General features: G+C 61.9%; 17 protein-coding genes and 2 pseudogenes. 5 read left to right on the plus strand and 14 right to left on the minus strand.

The window, feature by feature from the left end:
• Together FS320_RS22580 and FS320_RS22585 are read left to right on the plus strand one after the other, a co-directional pair.
• Nucleotides 1–142: pseudogene (locus FS320_RS22580) on the plus strand (ATP-binding protein); the annotation flags it as partial.
• A 76-nt stretch (nt 143–218) separates the two neighbouring features.
• Nucleotides 219–1241 (plus strand): annotated as a pseudogene (locus FS320_RS22585) (ISNCY family transposase); the annotation flags it as partial.
• An 872-nt stretch (nt 1242–2113) separates the two neighbouring features.
• On the opposite strand, the gene FS320_RS22590 reads toward FS320_RS22585, so the two are convergent.
• Both FS320_RS22590 and FS320_RS22595 read right to left on the minus strand, forming a co-directional pair.
• Entirely contained in the window at nt 2114–3169 is a 1056-nt protein-coding gene (locus FS320_RS22590; RefSeq protein WP_152714189.1) for a histone deacetylase family protein, read from the minus strand.
• A gap of 25 nt (nt 3170–3194) precedes the next feature.
• Complete coding sequence (locus FS320_RS22595; protein ID WP_274597203.1) at nt 3195–3620, minus strand: OsmC family protein; 426 nt, start codon at nt 3618–3620, stop codon at nt 3195–3197.
• A gap of 151 nt (nt 3621–3771) precedes the next feature.
• Between FS320_RS22595 and mazG the strand changes: the two genes are divergently transcribed.
• Nucleotides 3772–4617, plus strand: a complete 846-nt coding sequence (gene mazG, locus FS320_RS22600; protein WP_152714191.1) for a nucleoside triphosphate pyrophosphohydrolase — start codon at nt 3772–3774, stop codon at nt 4615–4617.
• Here mazG and hflX read toward each other — a convergent pair.
• The 7 genes from hflX to dusB form a co-directional block, all read right to left on the minus strand.
• Nucleotides 4612–6006 carry a GTPase HflX gene (gene hflX, locus FS320_RS22605; protein WP_162003168.1) on the minus strand — a complete coding sequence of 465 codons (1395 nt, stop codon included), beginning with the start codon at nt 6004–6006 and terminating at the stop codon, nt 4612–4614. The two genes, mazG and hflX, sit on opposite strands and share 6 nt — an antisense overlap.
• 1 nt (nt 6007) lies before the next feature.
• Nucleotides 6008–6262 carry an RNA chaperone Hfq gene (hfq, locus tag FS320_RS22610; RefSeq protein WP_009491222.1) on the minus strand — a complete coding sequence of 85 codons (255 nt, stop codon included), beginning with the start codon at nt 6260–6262 and terminating at the stop codon, nt 6008–6010.
• A gap of 234 nt (nt 6263–6496) precedes the next feature.
• A complete protein-coding gene (ntrX, locus tag FS320_RS22615) occupies nt 6497–7867 on the minus strand; it encodes a nitrogen assimilation response regulator NtrX (protein ID WP_152714192.1) in 1371 nt (456 codons plus the stop codon).
• Complete coding sequence (locus FS320_RS22620) at nt 7864–10113, minus strand: sensor histidine kinase NtrY-like (RefSeq protein WP_152714193.1); 2250 nt, start codon at nt 10111–10113, stop codon at nt 7864–7866. The genes ntrX and FS320_RS22620 overlap by 4 nt, the downstream gene beginning before the upstream one ends.
• Nucleotides 10114–10212: 99 nt before the next feature.
• Nucleotides 10213–11679 carry a nitrogen regulation protein NR(I) gene (gene ntrC / locus FS320_RS22625; protein ID WP_152714194.1) on the minus strand — a complete coding sequence of 489 codons (1467 nt, stop codon included), beginning with the start codon at nt 11677–11679 and terminating at the stop codon, nt 10213–10215.
• 9 nt (nt 11680–11688) lie between these two features.
• Nucleotides 11689–12786: a two-component system sensor histidine kinase NtrB gene (locus FS320_RS22630; protein ID WP_152714203.1), complete on the minus strand. Its 1098-nt coding sequence runs from the start codon at nt 12784–12786 to the stop codon at nt 11689–11691.
• Nucleotides 12787–12788: 2 nt separating this feature from the next.
• Nucleotides 12789–13808: a tRNA dihydrouridine synthase DusB gene (gene dusB, locus FS320_RS22635; protein ID WP_152714195.1), complete on the minus strand. Its 1020-nt coding sequence runs from the start codon at nt 13806–13808 to the stop codon at nt 12789–12791.
• Between the two features lie 109 nt (nt 13809–13917).
• Here dusB and FS320_RS22640 point away from each other — a divergent pair, with 109 nt between their 5' ends.
• Both FS320_RS22640 and FS320_RS22645 read left to right on the plus strand, forming a co-directional pair.
• On the plus strand, nt 13918–15111 hold the full coding sequence (locus FS320_RS22640; RefSeq protein WP_152714196.1) for a bifunctional 2-C-methyl-D-erythritol 4-phosphate cytidylyltransferase/2-C-methyl-D-erythritol 2,4-cyclodiphosphate synthase: 1194 nt from the start codon (nt 13918–13920) through the stop codon (nt 15109–15111).
• An 8-nt stretch (nt 15112–15119) separates the two neighbouring features.
• Nucleotides 15120–15596, plus strand: coding sequence for a CinA family protein (locus FS320_RS22645; protein WP_244627307.1), 477 nt, complete (start codon nt 15120–15122; stop codon nt 15594–15596).
• Here the strand turns inward: FS320_RS22645 and FS320_RS22650 are convergent, their stop codons facing one another.
• The 5 genes from FS320_RS22650 to FS320_RS22670 form a co-directional block, all read right to left on the minus strand.
• Entirely contained in the window at nt 15597–16079 is a 483-nt protein-coding gene (locus tag FS320_RS22650; protein ID WP_152714198.1) for a type II toxin-antitoxin system RatA family toxin, read from the minus strand. It lies immediately after the preceding gene.
• 2 nt (nt 16080–16081) lie between these two features.
• Nucleotides 16082–16606, minus strand: a complete 525-nt coding sequence (locus tag FS320_RS22655) for an AAA family ATPase (RefSeq protein ID WP_152714199.1) — start codon at nt 16604–16606, stop codon at nt 16082–16084.
• 28 nt (nt 16607–16634) lie between these two features.
• On the minus strand, nt 16635–17594 hold the full coding sequence (gene lipA / locus FS320_RS22660) for a lipoyl synthase (protein ID WP_152714200.1): 960 nt from the start codon (nt 17592–17594) through the stop codon (nt 16635–16637).
• 262 nt (nt 17595–17856) lie between these two features.
• Nucleotides 17857–19185, minus strand: coding sequence for a GNAT family N-acetyltransferase (locus FS320_RS22665; RefSeq protein ID WP_162003169.1), 1329 nt, complete (start codon nt 19183–19185; stop codon nt 17857–17859).
• A 668-nt stretch (nt 19186–19853) separates the two neighbouring features.
• A partial coding sequence (locus tag FS320_RS22670; protein WP_192926244.1) for a transposase occupies nt 19854–20029 on the minus strand: 176 nt, incomplete at its 5' end.

The raw sequence follows: 20029 nt of genomic DNA on the forward strand, positions 1-20029 counted from the left end.
GAACAAGAGCATCCGGGAGTGGACCGAGCTGCTGGCCGGCGACGAGGTGCTGGCCACGGCCATCCTCGACCGCCTGCTGCACCGAGCGCATGTTCTCAACATCAAGGGGCGCAGCTATCGCCTGCGGGATCTGGAGGAGGCTCTCCAGCGGGCTCACGCTTGAGCCGTCGTAAAACTGGATGTCGCCTTATCTCGTAAATCTCGGTGTCGCTTGACAATTAGCCTGTGAGAAGCTGGCCGAACGGCATGGGATCGGTCTGGGCGTCGAGACGGTCCGGCGCTGGATGCTGGCCGAGGGCCTCTGGCAGGATCGCCAGCAGCGGCTCAAACCCGTGCATCAGCCGAGCTCCCGGCGCGATTGCCTTGGCGAGCTCGTGCAGATTGATGGCTCGCAGCACTGGTGGTTTGAGGAGCGCGGACCACAATGCACCCTGCTGGTCTTCGTCGATGACGCCACCAGTCGCCTGATGCACCTGCGGTTTGTCGAGACCGAATCCACCTTCGACTACTTTCTGGCTGCGCGAGCTTATCTGGAGCGCTACGGCAAGCCGGTGGCATTCTACTCAGACAAGCATGCCGTCTTCCGCGTCAACGGCAAAGGAGCGGTGGGAGGTGACGGCATGACCCAGTTCGGCCGGGCTCTGCACCAGCTCAACATCGACATCATCTGCGCCAACTCGCCCCAAGCCAAGGGACGGGTGGAACGGGCCAACGGCACCCTGCAGGACCGGCTGGTCAAGGAGCTGCGCCTGGAAGGGATCTCGTCGATCGAGGCCGCCAACGCATTCCTGCCGGGGTTCATGGACGACTATAACCGCCGCTTCGCCAAGGTACCGTTCAGTGCCAAGGACCTGCACCGACCGCTGAGCGAGCACGATGATCTGGACGACACCTTCGCCTGGCGGGAGGAGCGGACGGTCACCAAAGACCTGACCCTGCAGTATGACCAGGTGCTGTTCCTGCTGGAGCCGAACGCGATCACCCGTTCTCTCGCTCGTCAGCGGGTGATGGTCTACGACTATCCCGACGGCCGGTTTGCCATCAAGCATCAGGGGCGTGAGCTGCCCTACCGGACCTTTGATCGCCGCCCGCAGGTGAGCCAGGGGGCGGTCGTCGAGAACAAGCGGCTCGGCCCGGTGCTGGCCTACATTGCCGAGCGGCAGAAGCAGCTCGACATGAGCCGCAGCAACAGCGCCCCGCGGCGCCGGGGCCAAGGCAAGAGCCTGTTCAAGGTCGGCTGAGGGCCAAGCAGCCTCTCCTCAGAAGTGACATCTCTAACGAGCACAATCAGTGACTTGTCTAATGAGTTCTGACATTGTTTGTAGAAAGGTGGATTCCAAGCTGGGGTGCGACCTGCCCTGCAAGGCAAGGATCTGCGCGACGAGTTTGGATGAAGCCGCCCTACACTTACCCCAGTCTAGAGAGCGCGGCAGACTGTTTCGGTTGCGTTCCGCCGAGACCCATGCGGTCCATTGCCCGGTACCGGTATCCGCACCGCTACCATGAGATCAATCGGAACTGGCTGACGACGAGGAGCCGCTTTACCGCGCATATTCCCCATCTGGCTGCGAACCATTGGCATCCTATGTGGTCAATTGCCTGAAGGCGCTCGTCGCCCGAACAGATCGCTGGACGCCTGCAGGTTCTGCCGGACAACGGCTGTCCCGCCATGTTGCCTCTAAGGCGTTAATTCAAGAGAGTAATCTTCAGCAAGTACTTATCCTGGCGAACATGCCTTGGGGTAGTTCAGAATAGTTAAAGCCAGAAGCTTGTGGTTAACAGGCAATAGACAATAGATTGTTTTCAAGAATTTCGACAACGAAACTGACAATACATAGCAAATGTTTCAGTCTGTGTCGGTTATCACTAAACTGTCACGAGTATGTTCCCAGATGGCGAAACTGGAAGACGCAGCGTGCTGTTGACGCGCCGCCGAAAGGCATGGGGGTTTGAGGCCCGCTCTGGGAGCCAATTTCTTCGCAGCGTCGCGTAATCCTGCCGCATCATTAGAGGGCTGTTGCGACGCCCTTCCGAGCCCACCTCCGGGATCGTGCGGTTCAAAGGCTCACCGATCTGTCTCGAAATGAAGCTCGCGTCGGTTCCGCTACAAGGCTTATTCCGCCGCGTTCGCCCGGAATGCAGCGATGAAAGCCGGAGCGGCTTCGGCGACGGCCGCCAGCGAATATCCGCCTTCCTGGACGATCAAGGTCGGTAGGTCGATCTTGCCCCAGATTTCTCCGATTCGGGCGAAGGCCTCCGACGTGACATTGAGCTTCGACAGCGGATCGTTCCGATGCGCGTCCCAACCGGCGGACAGCACCAGCGCCTCGGCTCCATGGGCCTGGACCGCCAGTGCTAGGCGCTGGTTGGCGTCGATGAAGGCTTCGTCGTCCGCGCCGGGAGCCAGCGGCAGATTTTGGTTGGCTCCTTCCCCCGGCCCTGCCCCGGTCTCATCCGCGTATCCGGCATAATGCGGATAATAGGACGATGGATCGGTGTGCACCGAGCCGTAGAAGACGTCTTGGCGTGTATAGAAGATCGCTTGGGTGCCATCGCCGTGATGAGTATCGAAATCGACAATGGCCACCTTGGGAAAATGGCTGCGCAACACGGCGGCCGCGATGGCGGCGTTGTTGAAGAAGCAGAAGCCCGAGGCCCGGTCGGCATAAGCGTGGTGACCGGGTGGCCGGCAAAGGGCGAATGAGGCTCGCTCTCCCGCCAGCACGGCCTCCGCACCCGCAATCGCCGTCTGCGCGGAGGCGTATGCGGCCTGGAAGGTCCCCGCCATGACCGCGCAGGACATATCGCCGATATACCAGCCCGCTTGGCCGAGAATCCCTGTCGTACGCGGCCTGCCGCGCTCTTCCAGATCAATGCCGGCTCCCCGATACGGATGGACGTTCGGCAGCACCTCGGGGCCGTGATTGGGGAGCTTTAGAAACCGATCGTAGGCGTCTTCAAGGAAATCCACGTAATGCTCGGCATGGACCGCCAAGATGGCATCCCGGCCGAAATCGCCTGGGCCCGTCTTGACCAATCCTTGCGTTTCCAAGGCGTCGACCAGCGTCGTGGCCCGGTCCAGCTTTTCAAGAGGATCCACAATCCGCCCATGCACCATATATTGCTTGGGCTGGTGGGCCAGTTGAGCTTCCGAGAAGAACATCTTCATGATCGTGGTCCCGGATGTTGATAGATCAGGAGGAGGCGACCTCCGCCTCCTCGGCCTCGTCGATCGCGGTCCAGGAATGGGTGATCTTGGCCATGGCGCCCAGCATGATGGAGGCAGAGCAGTATTTTTCCTTGGAAAGCTCGATCGCCCTCTCCACCTTGGCGGGTGCTAGCCCCCTGCCCTTGACGCGATAATCGATATGGATCGCGGTGAAGACCTTGGGGTCGGTCTCGGCCCGCTCGGCCATGACCTCGACATCGCAGTCCGTGACCTTCTCACGGCCTTTTCTGAGGATCTGAACCACATCGAAGGCCGTGCATCCGCCCAAACCGATGAGGAGCATCTCCATGGGACGGATGCCGATATTGCGGCCACCATATTCCGGAGCTCCGTCCATGACGACGGCGTGGCCGCTCCCGGATTCGCCCACGAACATCATGCCATCGACCAGTTTGACCCGCTCTCATATGGTTCTGCCCTCAATACGCCCGAAGCATCTCACTCATCCTTATACCGCTAACGCAGGGACATGGCGCAAATCCAGCTAGCCCCGCGTTTTGTCCTCAGGCTATGACATCGGCGAAGCGACCAGGAAATTGATCATGAAGCCTTCCACGGACATCACGCGGCTCATCGAGATCATGGCGGCCCTGCGCACGCCCGGAACCGGCTGCCCCTGGGATCTGGAGCAGGATTTCGCGTCAATTGCGCCCTACACGCTCGAGGAAGCCTACGAGGTCGTCGACGCCATCGAGCGCGGCGATCTGGCGGATTTGCGGGACGAACTCGGGGATTTGCTGCTTCAGGTGGTTTTTCACGCCCGTATGGCGGAAGAGCAGGGTGCGTTCGCCTTTCCCGATGTGGTCGAAGCCATCACGCGAAAGCTCATCAGGCGCCATCCCCACGTCTTCGGGAACACCGAAGATCTATCGCCCGAGGAGGTGAAGAACCTTTGGGACTCGATCAAGAGCGAAGAGAAGGCCGAGCGGCGTGCGGCCCGTGAGAAGTTGGGACAATTGCCCGAGGCTCACGAGGCGGGATTCCTGGGCGGGATTCCAACTGCCCTGCCCGCTTTGACGCGCGCCCAGAAGCTGACGGCGAAAGCTGCCAAGGTCGGCTTCGACTGGCCGGAGGCCGTGCAGGTCATCGACAAGATTCATGAAGAACTGGAGGAGGTTAAGGAAGCCTCTTCTTCCGGCGCGCGAGACAGGATCGAGGACGAGATCGGGGACCTTCTGTTCTCCGTCACCAACCTCGCGCGGCATTTCGGCATCGATTCCGAGCGAGCCTTGCGGCGAACGAACGCCAAGTTCGAGCGGCGGTTCAAGGCGATCGAGCTGGCTCTCGGAGAGCAGGACAGGAGCCTCGATGAAGCATCGCTCGAGGAGATGGAAGAGCTATGGGTCGCGGCGAAGCTGACCGAGCGCGAGCCCGGCCCTTCCTCATAGTACGCGGGCTTCGGGAAACCGGTTGAGGAAGCGGGGTTCCTTGCCGGACACGAGACGAATCTGGAGGATGGTATGCCCATTCTCCTTCGTCTCGCGGGCCAGGATTTCCGTGTTCTCATGCAGCCAAGCGAGCCCCTGCCCGTCTTCCGGCGCAACATCGACCTCATAGGTCAGCCGTCCCATGGCCAGGTGCTGCTCAATGGTGGCAAGAAGTTCGGGAATGCCGTCTCCGGTCAGTGCCGAGATGAGGATGGGCCGCCTCTCCTCGCCCGTTCGGTGCGACGCGGTGGCAAGCCGCTCACGATCCTGGGGCGAAAGCAAATCCGCCTTGTTCCAGACCTCGATGATGCGTCTCGTATCGTCCGGATCGATGCCGAGTTCGCGCAGGACGATGGCGACATCGCCGGCCTGAGCGTCGGTTTCTCCATGGGAAACATCGCGAACGTGCAGCAGGACATCGGCTTCGACCACGTCCTCCAGGGTTGCGCGGAAGGCCGCTACCAGCATGGTCGGAAGATCGGAGATGAAGCCGACCGTGTCCGACAGAATGGCCTTCTCGCCATGCGGCAGATCGATGGCTCGGGAAGTCGGATCGAGGGTCGCGAACAGCATGTTCTCGGCCAGAACATCGGCCTGGGTCATGCGATTGAACAGGGTCGACTTGCCGGCATTGGTGTAGCCGACAAGGGCGATGATGGGGTAAGGCACCCGCCTGCGGCTCGTGCGGTGCAGAGAGCGTGTCTTCACGACGCTCTCCAGGTCCCGCTCGATCCGGTTCATGCGCTCCTGGATCAGGCGCCGGTCGGCCTCGATCTGCGTTTCTCCGGGGCCGCCGAGGAAGCCGAAGCCGCCGCGCTGGCGCTCGAGGTGCGTCCAGGAGCGGACCAGCCGGCCCTTCTGGTAGGACAGATGGGCCAGTTCGACCTGGAGGGTGCCCTCTTTCGTCCGCGCCCGCCGCCCGAAGATTTCAAGAATCAGGCCGGTGCGGTCGATGACCTTTGCCCCCCAGGCCTTCTCAAGATTGCGTTGCTGCACAGGGCTGAGCGCGCAATCCATGACCACGAGGCCGATCTCCTCAGCCCGGATCAGTCCGGCTAGCTCGTCGACTTTGCCGCTGCCGATGAAAGTGGCAGGTCGAGGCGAGGATAGGGGCGCTATCAGGGATTGCGTAATGGTCAGATCGATCGCGAGCGCGAGGCCGGTGATTTCATCGAGGCGTGCTTCCGAAGGGCGCGGATTGGCGCCCTCCCCGTCTGTTTCACCTGAACCACGCCGCCTGCGGGTAAGATACGGACCGATAACAAGCGTCCTCGTTCCGGCCGCAACCTCTTTCTCAGGTTCGGCAAGCTGAGCGAGACGTTCTTCCCCCGGACTGCGTGGTTCCGTCACCTCAAGCCTTCTCGCCAGCCTCGTCGATCTGGTCGAACAATTGGACGGGCTGTCCAGGCATGATGGTGGAAATGGCGTGTTTGTAAACCAGCTGGGAATGACCATCCCTGCGCAGAAGGACGCAGAAGTTGTCGAACCAGGTGACGACGCCCTGAAGCTTCACCCCGTTCACGAGAAAGATCGTCAGGGGGATTTTTTGCTTCCGGACGTAGTTCAGAAAGGTGTCCTGAAGATTCTGCGCGCGATCGCCCGCCATTGAAGTTGCCTCGCCAGCCCATCGCCGCCGGTCTTGGCTATGGGGCCGCCTGAATATGGTTGTCCGCTTTCGTGCGGTCGGTGACCGGCAGGTCTATTACAGTGCGAACAGCGCCGTTCGGCAAGGGGGGCGCAACGGTTCTACCCCCTCGGAGCATATTTTCCCGTGGATTGTAGGTTTTCGTTCTTTGCAGCCCGAAAAGAACCGACGGTGTCCTGTAACGGTGAAGCGTCTTTACCCGCCTATCCCGAGAGATTTCAGCTTCCGGTGCAGCGCCGAGCGCTCCATGCCGATGAACTCCGCCGTTCTGGAGATGTTGCCGCTGAAGCGTGCGATCTGCGCCAGGAGGTACTCGCGCTCAAAGATCTCACGGGCCTCACGAAGAGGGAGGCTCATGAGCTTTTCGCCCCCTGCCCCGCCAGGAGTGCTCGGAACGAGCGCGCCGATTTCGGAAGGCAACATGTCGGCGGTGATCTCCGCATCGGCATCGCCGGAGGTGAGAATCATCAGCCGTTCGACGTTGTTGCGAAGCTGCCGCACATTGCCTGGCCAGTCATGCGATTGCAGGACCGCCATGGCGTCTTCCGCAATACGTCGCTTCGGGAGGCCCGTCGTGGACGAAATCTGCTCCATGAAGAACTCGATCAGCTCCGGTACATCCTCGCGCCGTTCGGCGAGAGACGGCACTCGGATCGGAATCACGCCGAGCCGATGGAACAGGTCTTCCCGGAGCTGGCCTGCCGCAATGGCAGCGGGCAGGTCGCGGCCGGAGGATGAAACAATGCGCACGTCCACATGGACCCGTGTCGTTCCGCCGACGCGCTGGAAGTTCTGATCGACCAGAACGCGCAGGATTCGGTTCTGTGTCTCGCGCGGCATATCGGCGATTTCGTCGATATAGAGGGTGCCGCCATGGGCCTCCTCGAGGGCGCCGACACGACGCCCCCCGCCCTCGCCGCCTTCGGTGCCGAAGAGCTCCGCCTCCATGGTGTCGGGCGTGATCGTTGCGGCCGAGAGGACGACGAACGGGCCATTGGCGCGCGTAGAGAGGCTGTGAACGGTCCGGGCCGTCAGCTCCTTGCCTGAACCGGGTGCACCCGTGATCAGGATGCGGGCATTGGTCGGCGCCGCACGTTCCACCGCCTGCCGAAGCTGGTTAATGACGATCGACCTGCCCGCAATGCGGCTGGCCTGAACGGAACGAGAGCGCAGGTCGCGGACCTCGCGCTTCAGGCGCGATGCCTCGAGGGCACGCTCGGCGACAAGGACGAGCCGGTCCGCTTTGAAAGGCTTCTCGATGAAGTCGTAGGCGCCCGTCTTGATGGCCGAGACTGCCGTCTCGATGTTGCCGTGGCCGGAGATCATCACAACCGGCAGATCAGGATGCTGGGCCTTGATGATCTCCAAAACCTGAAGCCCGTCAAGCCGGCTTCCCTGCAGCCAGATGTCGAGGAACACGAGGTGAGGACGCCGCGTTTCGATGGTGGCCAAAGCTTCATCGGATGTGCCGGCCGTGCGGGTGCGGTGCCCTTCATCCTCAAGAATGCCGGCCACCAGCTCACGAATATCGACTTCATCGTCGACGACGAGAATATCAGCGCTCATAGGCTTGCCCTGCGAGAGTCATTTCGGCTGGAAGCGGCCGATGTCTCTTCCGATGCAACATGCTTTGTCTTCGGGATCCACATGCGAACCTGCCCACCCCTGCCAGTTGGATTGTCGGCCAGTTCCATGCCACCTCCGTGATCTTCCAAGATCTTTGCAACGATCGGCAGACCCAGTCCGGTTCCACCCTCGCGCGTTGTCATGTAGGGCTCCAGAAGACGCTGCCGCCCTTCGACTGGGAACCCCTTGCCGTTGTCGCTCACGGCCAGGATCAGATAATCCGGATGGGTATCGTCGATCAGCACCGAAATCTGCGCCTGACCTCTCTCATCCTCCGGCACAGCCGCAATCGCTTCGGTTGCATTCTTGACGATGTTCGTCACGGCCTGAGAGACGAGCCGGCGGTCGAAAGGTGCAATGAGAGAGCCTGCCGGAACCCGATCGACGAATTCGATCTCGGGATGAGCGATCTTCATCATGAAAACCACCTGACGGATCGTCTCAGCGAGATCCTCGTTGCCGATGGTCGGCTTCGGCATGCGGGCGAAGGAGGAGAACTCGTCGACCATCCGCTTGATGTCATCGACCTGCCGCACGATGGTATCCGTGCATTGATCGAACACTTCCCGGTCCGTGGTGATCACCTTGCCGTATTTCCGGCGGATGCGTTCGGCCGACAACTGGATCGGTGTCAGGGGATTCTTGATCTCGTGCGCAATGCGCCGTGCCACATCCGCCCAAGCGGAAGTCCGCTGCGCCAGCACGAGATCCGTGATGTCGTCGAGGGTGATGACGAGATCCCTCTGGCCCCCGCGCGCCTGCTCGCTGGTCACACGAACATTGATGGTGCGCTCCTTGCCCTTCCGGGAAATATGGATTTGCTGCTGCATCAGGCGCTGACGTCCCTGGCTCATCTCCTCGACGAGGGGCGCGACCTCCGGCAAAATCATGGTGATCGGCTGACCGAGCAACTCTTTGTGGGAGGTGCCGAGCAGGGCCTCCGTCGACGGATTGACGATGGTGATCAGCCCTCGCGCATTGACACCGATGACGCCAGCCGAAACGCCCGCCAGAACCGCTTCGGTGAACCGCCGCCGCCGATCCATGAGGTCGCTGGCGGTCGTCAACCCATCGTGCTGGCGACGCAGCTCCGAGGTCATCTTGTTGAAGGTCTCGCCCAGATGTCCGAGATCGCCCTCACCCCGGCGCACGGGCACCTGGACATAGAAATTGCCGGTCGCCACCTGGTCCGTTGCATGGATGAGGCGCCGGATGGGAGCGACAAGACGGTTGGCGAAGTTCAACCCGAACCAGACGGCCGAGAGCAGCACGATCAGCGCAATCAGCGTGAACATGGAAGCGAAAGCGATCTGAATGCCCGCCTTCTTCTGGTCGAGGGCCTCATAGAAGGCCACACCTGCTTCGGCAACCTGAGGGAACTCCAGCGCCCGTGGATCGACCTCCCTGGCGACGTAAAGGATGCGTCCGCCATGGGCTTCCAGCTTCAAGGCGGAGCGAAAGATATTGCCGGATTTCGGGAAGAGGCAGAGAGCCTCCCGATTGCTGGCCTCCTGCAGATCGATCTGCGTCGGCTGCGGAACGTTTTCGAGCTTCTTCACCTCGATCCGCTCGACCACCGAACCATCCGGGTCCACGATCATGGCGAGCGGAAAGCCGAGGAAGACGGAACGGGAATTCATGAACTCCCGGAAGAGGTTGCGGTCTGCGTCGTAGAGAACCTTGGCACGGTTGAGGTCGGCCGCCATCAGTTGGGTTTCTCGGGCGAGCGTCCGGCACTGCATTTCGCGATAGGATCGGGCGATGGAGACCGTGTTGGTCATCAGGTCTTTCAGCGCGCCTGTAAACCAGGGGTCGAGGCCGCGCTCCAGGGTGACCGTCGCGACGGCCGCGACCAGGATGGCGGGCAGGACCGCTACTAGGCTGAACAGCCCGACGATCCTCACATGGAGACCGGCAGCCGCCGCCCCTGCCTTGCGCTCACGCACCAGTTTCCGGGTCTGCCAGGCGACGATCCCGAGAAGCAGCGCGATCAGCAAGCCGTTCAGCAGGAAAACCCACACCACGACATTGTGCGTCGGCAGCAGCGGGGTCGCGCCGGCGAGAATCAGGAATGTGGCAAGGGCCGAGGCCAGAGCCGACAGCACGGCGCCGTAGCCCAGCCAGCCGAGGCCGCTCTGAGACGGTTCCGCCGTCTGCCGTTGTGCAATGGTGTCCTGCTCGATCAAGACTGAAGCCCCGCCAATCGGGTGCCCTCGGTTCGGCACCCTGTCAGTGGGTGATGCACCAACACAACACTGTGGTCAAATTATTACAGCAGCCAAGGCTCAGGTGCGATTGGATCGGACCACCATGAGCTCAAGATCCCGCACTTTCTTGCGAAGGGTGTTGCGGTTGACCCCGAGAAGCTCGGCCGCTCGAATCTGGTTGCCGCGGGTAGCCGCAAGGGCCGCGCCGATCAAGGGGCCCTCGATCTCGCGCAGCACGCGGTGATAGAGGCCGGGAGGCGGGAGCGTGTCCCTGAAGCCGGAGAAATACTCGTTCAGATGCCGCTCGACGGCATCGGACAGTCCCTCCGAGTTCTGCTGAGACGGCTGAGAGGCCCTTCCTGCTGGCTGAGGTGGAAGCAGAGGCTGGGAATCGAGTTCAGCATCGATGATGGCCCCTGTGATGGTGTCCTGGGGATAAAGGGCTGCCAAACGTCGAACCAGGTTTTCCAGCTCACGGACATTGCCCGGCCAGCGGTACCGCTTCAACCGGTCCATGGCGTCCACGTCGAGCTGCTTGCGCGCAAGGCCCTCCTTTTCCACCAGCACGAAGAAGTGGCGCGCCAGATCCGGGATATCCTCGACACGCTCGCGCAACGGCGGAAGGCGCAAGGGCACGACGTTGAGCCGGAAATAGAGGTCTTCGCGGAAGAGGCCCTGCTGGATGAGCACGCGCAGGTCCTTGTTCGTCGCCGCCACGATGCGGACGTTGGTCTTGATCGGCACCCGACCGCCAACAGTCGTGTATTCACCCTGCTGTAGGACGCGCAGGAGGCGGGTCTGGGCCTCCATGGGCATGTCGCCGATCTCGTCGAGGAAGAGCGTGCCGCCTTCCGCCTGTTCGAAACGCCCGGTGCTGCGGGCGGTCGCGCCGGTGAAGGCGCCCTTCTCGTGCCCGAAGAGTTCGGATTCAATCAGTTCGCGCGGGATCGCCGCCATGTTCACGGCCACGAACGGACCCTGCCGGCGCTTGCCGTAATCGTGCAGTGCCTTTGCCACGAGTTCCTTGCCGGTTCCGGACTCGCCTGTGATCATCACGGTCAGGTCGGTGGGCATCAGACGGGCGAGCGCCCGGTAGATCTCCTGCATGGCGTGGGAGCGGCCGACGAGCGGGATATCCTCGTTCTCCGGCGACGGGTTGGCCCCGGTGGGAACGTTCCGGGGCCGAGACAGGGCCCGGCCGACGACGGCGACGAGCTCCTTCAGATCGAAGGGCTTCGGCAGGTATTCGTAGGCTCCGCGCTCGGAAGCCTTGATAGCCGTCATGAACGTGTTCTGCGCGCTCATGACGATGATCGGCAGTTCCGGGCGTATCTTCTTGATGCGGGGCAGGAGATCGAAGGCGTTCTCGTCCGGCATCATCACATCCGTGATGACCAGATCGCCCTCCCCCTGAGCCACCCACCGCCAGAGGGTGGCGGCGTTGCTGGTGGAGCGAACCTCGTATCCGGCTCGAGACAGGGCTTGGTTCAGGACGGTCCGGATGGCCGCATCGTCATCAGCGAGAAGAATCTGTCCGCTAGGCATCGTTTAATCTCACAAATCGGCGCCGCGGCCGTCATCGGCGCGGTGCATAGGCAAAAGAATTCGGAAAGTGGTCCGTCTGGGTGCCGGTTCGCATTCGACGATGCCGCCATGGTCGCCGACGATCTTTGCAACGAGAGCAAGCCCCAGGCCGCTGCCTTGGACCTTGGTCGTCACGAAAGGATCGAAAAGATCGCTCATCAGCTCGGGAGGAATGCCGGGGCCGTTGTCGATGACGCTCAGCTCGATCGGAAGGCTGACCCGTTCCTGGGAGCCGGGGACCTGAAGCCGGACGCCGGTCCGGAAGGCCGTCGACAGGATGATCTCGCCGTCCGGGGCATCGATGCCGACCGCTTCAGCCGCATTCTTGACCAGGTTCAGAGTGACCTGGATCAGCTGATCGCGGTTGCCGAGCACCGGCGGAAGCGAGGGATCGTAGTTCTCGACGAAGCGGATGTGGCGGGCAAAGCCGGATTGCGCGAGGCGTTTCACGTGGTCGAGCACGCCGTGGATGTTCACCGCCCCGCGTTCGACCGGCCTCTCCTCGCCGAACAGCTCCATGCGCTCCACGAGTTTCACGATGCGATCCGTCTCATCGCAGATGAGCCGAGTGAGTAGCCGGTCGTCCTCGCTCGCGGATTGCTCGAGGAGCTGCGCCGCCCCGCGGATGCCGGACAAAGGATTCTTGATCTCGTGCGCCAACAGGGCACCCAGCGCCGTGATGGACCGGGCCGCCCCGCGATGGGTCAGCTGGCGGTTCATCTTATCGGCAATCGTCCGCTCCTGGAGCATGACGATCACGCTGTCGCTGTCATCACCCAAGAGACTCGCCGAAACGTCGACGATGCGCTCCGCTCCGAGGCGCGGGCTGCCGATATCGACGCGATGCTCACTGACGCTGGAGCCCCGTTGGCGAACATCCTCCACGAGCGCCAACACCGGCGAGCCGAAGGGCAGGAAGTCGCTGAGCTTCTGGCGCAGCATCATGCGCAGACTCATTTCGAAGAAGGATTCGGCTGCCGCATTGGCATGCACGATCCGGTGTTCCGGTCCGACCGTCAGAACCGGGATCGGCAGCGCATTCATGATGAGGTCGTTGATGGCCACCATCGTCATGCCGCCTCCCGATCCTGACGGCTGTAGAGGGAGCGCAGCAAGGCGATCACCATATGAGGTTCCTCGGAGGTCACGAGAGCGGTCCGAATGCTCGGTGCGATGTGGAAGCCTGAAGCCACGGCCACATCGGCATAGGCGGCAAGGTGCTTGCGGGCATGGCGGATGCCGACCTTCTCACCATAGAGGGACAGGAGTCCCTGATAATGCTCGACGGCGATCTCAGTCATCGCCTCCGGTGACGGATCGGGAAGCGTCACGCCTTGCAAAGCTGCACCGATCTGACCGACGAGCCAGGGCCTTCCGACCGCGGAGCGGCCGACCATCACGGCAGCGGCACCCGAAGCTGACAGGCAGCGTTTCGCATCTTCGAGCGAGCCGATATCGCCATTGGCGATAACAGGGATGCTGACGTTTCGGACAACAGCCGCGATCGCCTTCCAGTCAGCCTGCCCTTGGTAGAACTGCTGGCGCGTCCGGCCGTGGACCGTTACGGCTTGCACCCCAAGGCTCTCCGCTCTGCGTGCGAGTTCAGGTGCGTTGATCGTGTCATGATCCCATCCGAGCCGCATCTTGACGGTCACGGGAATGCTGGCCGCCTGTACGGTCGCTTCGATGAGCCGAGCCGCATGATCGAGATCGCGCATGAGGGCCGACCCGGCATAGCCGCCGATCACCCGCTTGGCGGGGCAGCCCATGTTGATGTCGATGATTCCGGCCCCTGCCCCTTCCGCCACTCGCGCGGCTTCCGACATCCAGTATGGCTCGCATCCGGCCAGCTGGACGACGTGGGGCTCGATCCCGGCTCCTTCAGACCTCAGCTGCGCTTCCTCCGAGCCTTGGACCAGCTCGTCCGACGCCACCATTTCGGACACGACGAGGCCAGCTCCAAGACGCTTGGCAATGCGTCGGAAGGCGACATCCGTTACTCCGGACAAAGGTGCGAGAATACTGGCGGCTTCTACCCGTACTGGACCGATGCTGAAGCTGCCTGCGCCTAATTTTTGATCAAAACTCATTGTGCCTAATCAATAGCCATTTCGACGCTAGGTTCAAGCCCCTCCCACAGGATTTGCCTTCTTCCCACCTCACGCTTAGGAGAGCGTTCGTTAGAGAGAGCTCGCCCGAATGTCAGTTGCCGCCCTCATCGTTGCCGCAGGACGTGGATCAAGAGCGGGTGAAGGGATCCCGAAGCAGTACCGGTGGCTTGAGGGAAAGCCGGTTCTGGCAAGAACGCTTTCGGCTTTTCTTTCGCACCCAGCGATCGGTCGAACCGTCGTGGTGATCCATCCTGACGACTGTGACTTCTATGAACAAACGATTCGGACGTTACCATCCCCGTCATCGTCAATTCTGCCATGCGCCCATGGCGGTGAGACGAGACAGGATTCGGTGCGAAATGGACTTGAAGCCTTAACAGACCTGAATCCTGAGATTGTTCTCGTCCACGATGCGGCGCGCCCTTTTGCTGGCCCCGATCTTATCGAGCGGGCCATCGAAGCTGCCCGGCATTGGGGGGCCGCTGTTCCGGGAACGACCGTCACCGACACCATCAAGGTGATCGGGGACCAGTCCGAAGTGCTCTCCACGCCGGATCGTTCGAGACTGAGGGCTGTTCAGACGCCGCAGGCTTTCCGTTTCCTTCCCCTTCTCGACGCACACCGCAAAGCGGCCGCTTCGAACCTTTACAGTTTCACGGATGACGGTGCCTTGGCCGAATGGGCCGGTCTGCCGGTCCATGTCTTCGAAGGCGAAATCGGCAATATCAAGCTCACCCATCCGGCGGACTTCCAGGAGGCCGAGCGGCGTTTGAAAGGCGAAGAGATGATTTGGGTAACCCGCCTCGGCACCGGTTTCGACGTCCACGCCTTCGGAGAGGGCGATCATGTCTGGCTCGGCGGGGTCAAGGTGCCCCATGACCGAGGCATCATTGCCCACTCGGATGGGGACGTGATTCTGCATGCACTGACGGACGCGATCCTTGGCGCTCTCGCCGACGGGGACATCGGCACCCATTTCCCGCCGAGCGATCCGCAATGGCGTGGCGCCTCCTCCGATCGATTTTTGGCCCATGCGGTGGAGCTCGTCCGCAATCGGAGCGGCATCGTCGACCATCTCGACACCACACTCCTCTGTGAGAAGCCGCGGTTGGGACCGTACCGGGAAGCGATGCGGCAGCGGGTTGCCGAGATTGCGGGGCTTCGCCTGGACCAAGTCTCGCTTAAGGCGACAACGACCGAGAAGCTCGGATTTACCGGCCGCGGCGAGGGCATCGCCGCTCAGGCAGCCGCGACGATCCGCCTGCCGGAGGTGAGTGCATGAGGCCCGAGATGACGAATCGCGCTGCGACGCTCCTGGACGCCTATCGCGACAAGGGCCTCAAGATCGCCACCGCCGAATCCTGTACCGGCGGTCTGGTCGCTGCCCTGCTGACGGAGATCTCCGGCTCTTCGTCCGTGATGGAGCGCGGGTTCGTGACCTATTCCAACGAGGCGAAGATCGAGCTGATAGGGGTTCCGGCCGAGTTGATCGCAGCCCATGGGGCGGTGAGCGAGCCGGTTGCCCGGGCCATGGCCGAGGGAGCATTGGCCCATTCCCGGGCGGATGTGGCTGTTGGCATCACCGGTGTGGCCGGCCCGACCGGCGGAACGGCCACGAAGCCGGTGGGCCTCGTCCATTTCGGCTTGGCCCGAAAAGGAGCCGCAACAATCCACCTGGAGCGGCGCTACGGCGATCTGGGTCGGGAGATTGTCCGCCGCCGGGCGGTGGAGGATGCGTTGGCCCTGCTGGAACAGGCAGTGCGCTGATCAGGCCGTTCTCGCCCCGACTTGAGTCTTCGACGGCGCCCCATAGATCTCGTCCGCCCGCTCCTCGAAGGCTTCGGTGAACTTGCGGAAGGCCCTGTCGAAGACGCTGCCCATGAGGAGGCCGAGCGCGAAGCTCCTGAATTCATAGTTGATGTAGAATTCCACGTCGCAGCCGCCGGGCACCTCGCGGAAGGTCCATCGATTTTCGAGGAATTTGAACGGGCCGTCCACGTATTCGACCGTGATCTTCAGGCGCGGGTCGTCCAGGGTCACCCGGGTGGTGAAGGTTTCCTTGATGGCCTTGTAGCCCACCGACATGGTAGCGACCAGAGATTCAATTCCTTCCCCACTCTGAACACGGCGCATGACCCGCAAATCCTCGCACAGGGGCAAGAACTCCGGATAGCGCTCCACATCGGCGACGAGGGCGAACATCTGAGCCGGCGTATGCTTGACGGAACGCGTGGTGCGAAAGGTCGGCATGCTCAGGCGGCCTCTTTAAGGGTTGAAAGCGCGGCCTCCACGGCCGGAATGTCGGAGCGGGAACGCAGCACGTAAACGCCCTGATCGGGCCGCAGGCGCTCCAGCATGCGAATAGTTTTTGGCCGCATCTTTTGGGGATAGGACCAGATCCAGCGCATGAAGGACCAGTCGAAGCGCTCGGGACCGGCGGTGCCGAGATCGGGCCGCGGTCGGCCATAGTTCCTCGCTACGCGCCAGAGTACGCTCAGGCTGCACTGCCAGCGCGGCAGGTCGAGCCAGATGACGGCGGTGGCGCGAGGCACGCGGAGGTCGAAGGTGCTGGCGTAATTGCCGTCCATCACCCAGGCCGGCCGGGCCGCGAGAGCCTTTACCCGCTCGCGCCATTGCTCCTTGGAGGGCATGGTCCAGCCGGGGCCGAAATATTCCCTGTCGAGATGGATCAGCGGCAGGTTCAGGCGCCCGGCGAGGCGACTTGCCAGGGTGCTCTTGCCCGCGCCCGGGCTGCCGATGACCAGAATGCGCTGCATGCCGCGTCCGAATAATGCTCGTCAGTTTCTAGCCGAGCTTCGTCAGACGAGCCGCCTTCAGCTTGGCAAAATCCTCTCCCGCGTGATGCGAGGAGCGCGTCAGCGGAGTCGAGGAGACCAGGAGGAAACCCTTGGCATAGGCGGTGGTTTCATAGGCTTTGAATTCGTCCGGCGTCACGAATCGGATCACCTGATGGTGCTTCTTCGTCGGCTGGAGGTACTGACCGATGGTCATGAAATCCACATCCGCAGAGCGCAAATCGTCCATGAGCTGGAGCACCTCGTTCCGCTCCTCGCCGAGGCCGACCATGATGCCGGACTTGGTGAAGATGGTCGGGTCGAGCTCCTTCACCTGCTGCAGCAGGCGGATGGAGTGGAAATAACGCGCGCCGGGGCGCACCTTCAGGTACTTGGACGGCACCGTTTCGAGATTGTGGTTGAACACGTCGGGCTTGGCCGCGACCACGACCTCGAGCGCGCCGGGCTTCCTCAGGAAGTCGGGCGTCAGGATCTCGACGGTGGTTTTCGGCGACCGGGCGCGGATCGCGTGGATCACGTCGGCGAAATGCCGTGCGCCGCCATCGGCGAGGTCGTCACGGTCCACGGAGGTGATGACCACGTGCTCCAGGCCGAGCTTCTCCACGGCCTTTGCCACACTCTCCGGTTCGTTCGGATCGAGCGCCTGCGGCAGGCCGGTCTTCACGTTGCAGAAGGCGCAGGCCCGGGTACAGGTGTCGCCCATGATCATGAAGGTCGCGTGCTTCTTCTCCCAGCACTCACCGATATTGGGGCAACCCGCCTCCTCGCAGACCGTCACGAGCTTGTTCTCGCGCACGATCCGGTTGGTCTCGGCCCATTTCGGCGAACCTGGAGCCTTCACGCGGATCCATTCGGGCTTGCGCTGCTGAACGGGCTGATCCGGCCGATGCGCCTTTTCCGGATGGCGAGGGCGTTGATCCTTGTTCAGTAGGTCGAGAACGACGGCCATGAAGCTAAAACCCCTGGGGCGAAGGGACCCTGCCCTTCTGATGTGCCGCTGATTTAAGACCTTCGGCGGACATTCGCAAATGCTCAGATAGCGGGGCTGCGTTTCATTTCAGGCTCCGGCTCTTGCTTGCCACCTGCAATGGGCATGGAAACGAGGCATAGACCTTATGGCTAAGCTCAACCCTGAGGCAGGGAACCTGATCGGAGCAGGCGCCGGCGACTTCTCACCGAGCCTCTCATCTGGAATGAGACTTTCCAGGATGTCAGGCACGGATCATGCCTCTGGCAATCGGCCGGCTGGGGGATTGTGCCCGGCCCTCCATTTCGGAAGCGCCACATTCCATGAGAGACCAAGCCCCTGCTGTGAACGGCGCAAGAAATAGGGCAAGAACAACCGCCTGCCCCGTATGCTTTCGATTGACCTTCGCGGTGGGTTGAACCTCTGCGGCCCGTTTGGGCTTGCGGCCGCCGCGGCGCTTGAATTGGCGATGGAGTTTCCTGGCGGCCTCGGGTACCCGCGGACGAATATGGGTCCAGTAAGCCTTGCGCAACCAAACGCGCGGTAGGTGAAACAGCATCGCCACGGCCGTCCGGCGCACAAGGTGCACGTCGACATACTTCTCCTCGGGCAAGTGCCAGTAGGCATGGGCCTGAGCCTTGCTCATCGGGTTGAGCTCATGCAGTTCACGCTGGGCAAACCCATCCCGGAAGGCGGCCTCGGTCAGGAGTGTGCCGACGCGGCACTCGGCAAAATCCTCGTTGAAGGTGTACTTCGGCAGCATGAGCGATCTATTGCATCTCAATGCCAGTTGCGCGCCCACGAGGGTGTCGTCGACCCAGATCAGATGCCAGGCCAGCCGCCCCTCGGCGGCGAAGTTCTCGACGAGAGCCGTGTGGAAAGCGAGCGAGTCCGGGTTGTTGAGGATGGCGCCACCACAGCGTCCCTTCCAGCCCGCTGCCTCCAGTGCCAGGAACTGAGGCAGAAAATCGGCCCGGGCATGAGGGCCGGTTACGATCTCAATCCGAACCTTTCCGCGCTTTTTGATCTTGCGATGATACCGCCCCAGATCACTCGACATTCTTTTGAGGTTGCCGATAAAAGATTCGAAGCTTCCACGGACGTCGAGAATGGAGAAGCCGTGGCACGCACTGGAGCGCACGAGATGATGTGCAGCCCCATCCCGCAGCGCCGACCAGATCGGCGAGTTCTGCCGCACCGCCTGCAGATCCAGTCCGACATGGCGCGGCTCCTGACGCGCCACTTCCTCGAGCAGGGACTTGAGCGCCTCGGCTGCACAATCGGGTGCCAGGGCGATGTCGCCCGAGGTCGTCAGCTTGCCGTAGGTGCGCAGCAAGGGGCGGCGATGGCCGAGGATCGGATGAGGGGTGATCACGACCGGCATCACGCCGATCAGCCGCTCACCGGCATAGGCAAAGCAGCACATCCAGCGCCAGTGCGGCCATAGGCCGTATCGAAAGGTGGCCTCGACCCAGGCCGGCAGCATGGTGGCCAAGCCCTGAGGTGACTCCCAAGCCAGACGATCCCAGGCTTCCCTGTGCGGCTGCAAGCCGTCGAGATCGCGGACGGTCATCGTTCGTACATCCTCGAGAGGAGCGCTGGAGAAACCACGGGTGGTCTCGCTATTCGCTCGTTCGAGATTCGCTCTGTCCAGCTTCATGCCTTGCGCCAAAGTTGGAGCGACCAGATAGATAGTCGCCATCAACATGCGCTCTGCTGACAATAAGCCTAAATGAGAAAAGTGAGACTGTAGTGACGCGTGGATTAGCCAAGAATAGTGATGTCAAAAACCGTAATAATCATGCTGTGCAGCCGTCTCGGCGCTCTGTGGCTCGTTGCTGTATTATTGCAGCGCAACAATAAACTTATGTTAATTCCAACTGCTTGCAAAAATACTTTTTAGGTTTAGCGGTATAATCCTAATAGGCAGGATACTCCGAACCTTTAAGAGGTAGGACCATTTGATTTATATACGACAATATTATTTCCGTGACACCTTTTACAAACAAAAGGGTCATTAAGTACCGCGTCGTCGCCAACGATAACTATGAAAAGGCCGCCGGGGGTAAGCTCATCTGTTGAGGCTAGCCGTTCCTATTCACCAGAGTTTGTTTCGGGGCCTATTTGGTAGCGCGGGCGTGCCGATCCGCTGCGTTTCTTTCACCGCGGCAAGGTCTGGAACGTGGGGAACGCGTTGGCAGGGACGGGATGGGATGACCGGGGCGATGGCAGCCCCGGCGCTCAGGGCGAGGCCGCCCGGGGCTGGGGTGCCAGAGCGCTCGCAAGACGCCGGACGAGATCCGCTTCCGGACAGCACGAGGCAAAGGCCAGTCGGATGCGGCTGGTGGTTTCCTGCACCCGCACGGCGATCTTGAGCAGGCGCAACCGCAGCGTTGCGAACTCCGCCCGGGCGAGAT

The organism is Microvirga tunisiensis (assembly GCF_009296175.1).
Taxonomy (GTDB): Bacteria; Pseudomonadota; Alphaproteobacteria; order Rhizobiales; family Beijerinckiaceae; genus Microvirga; species Microvirga tunisiensis.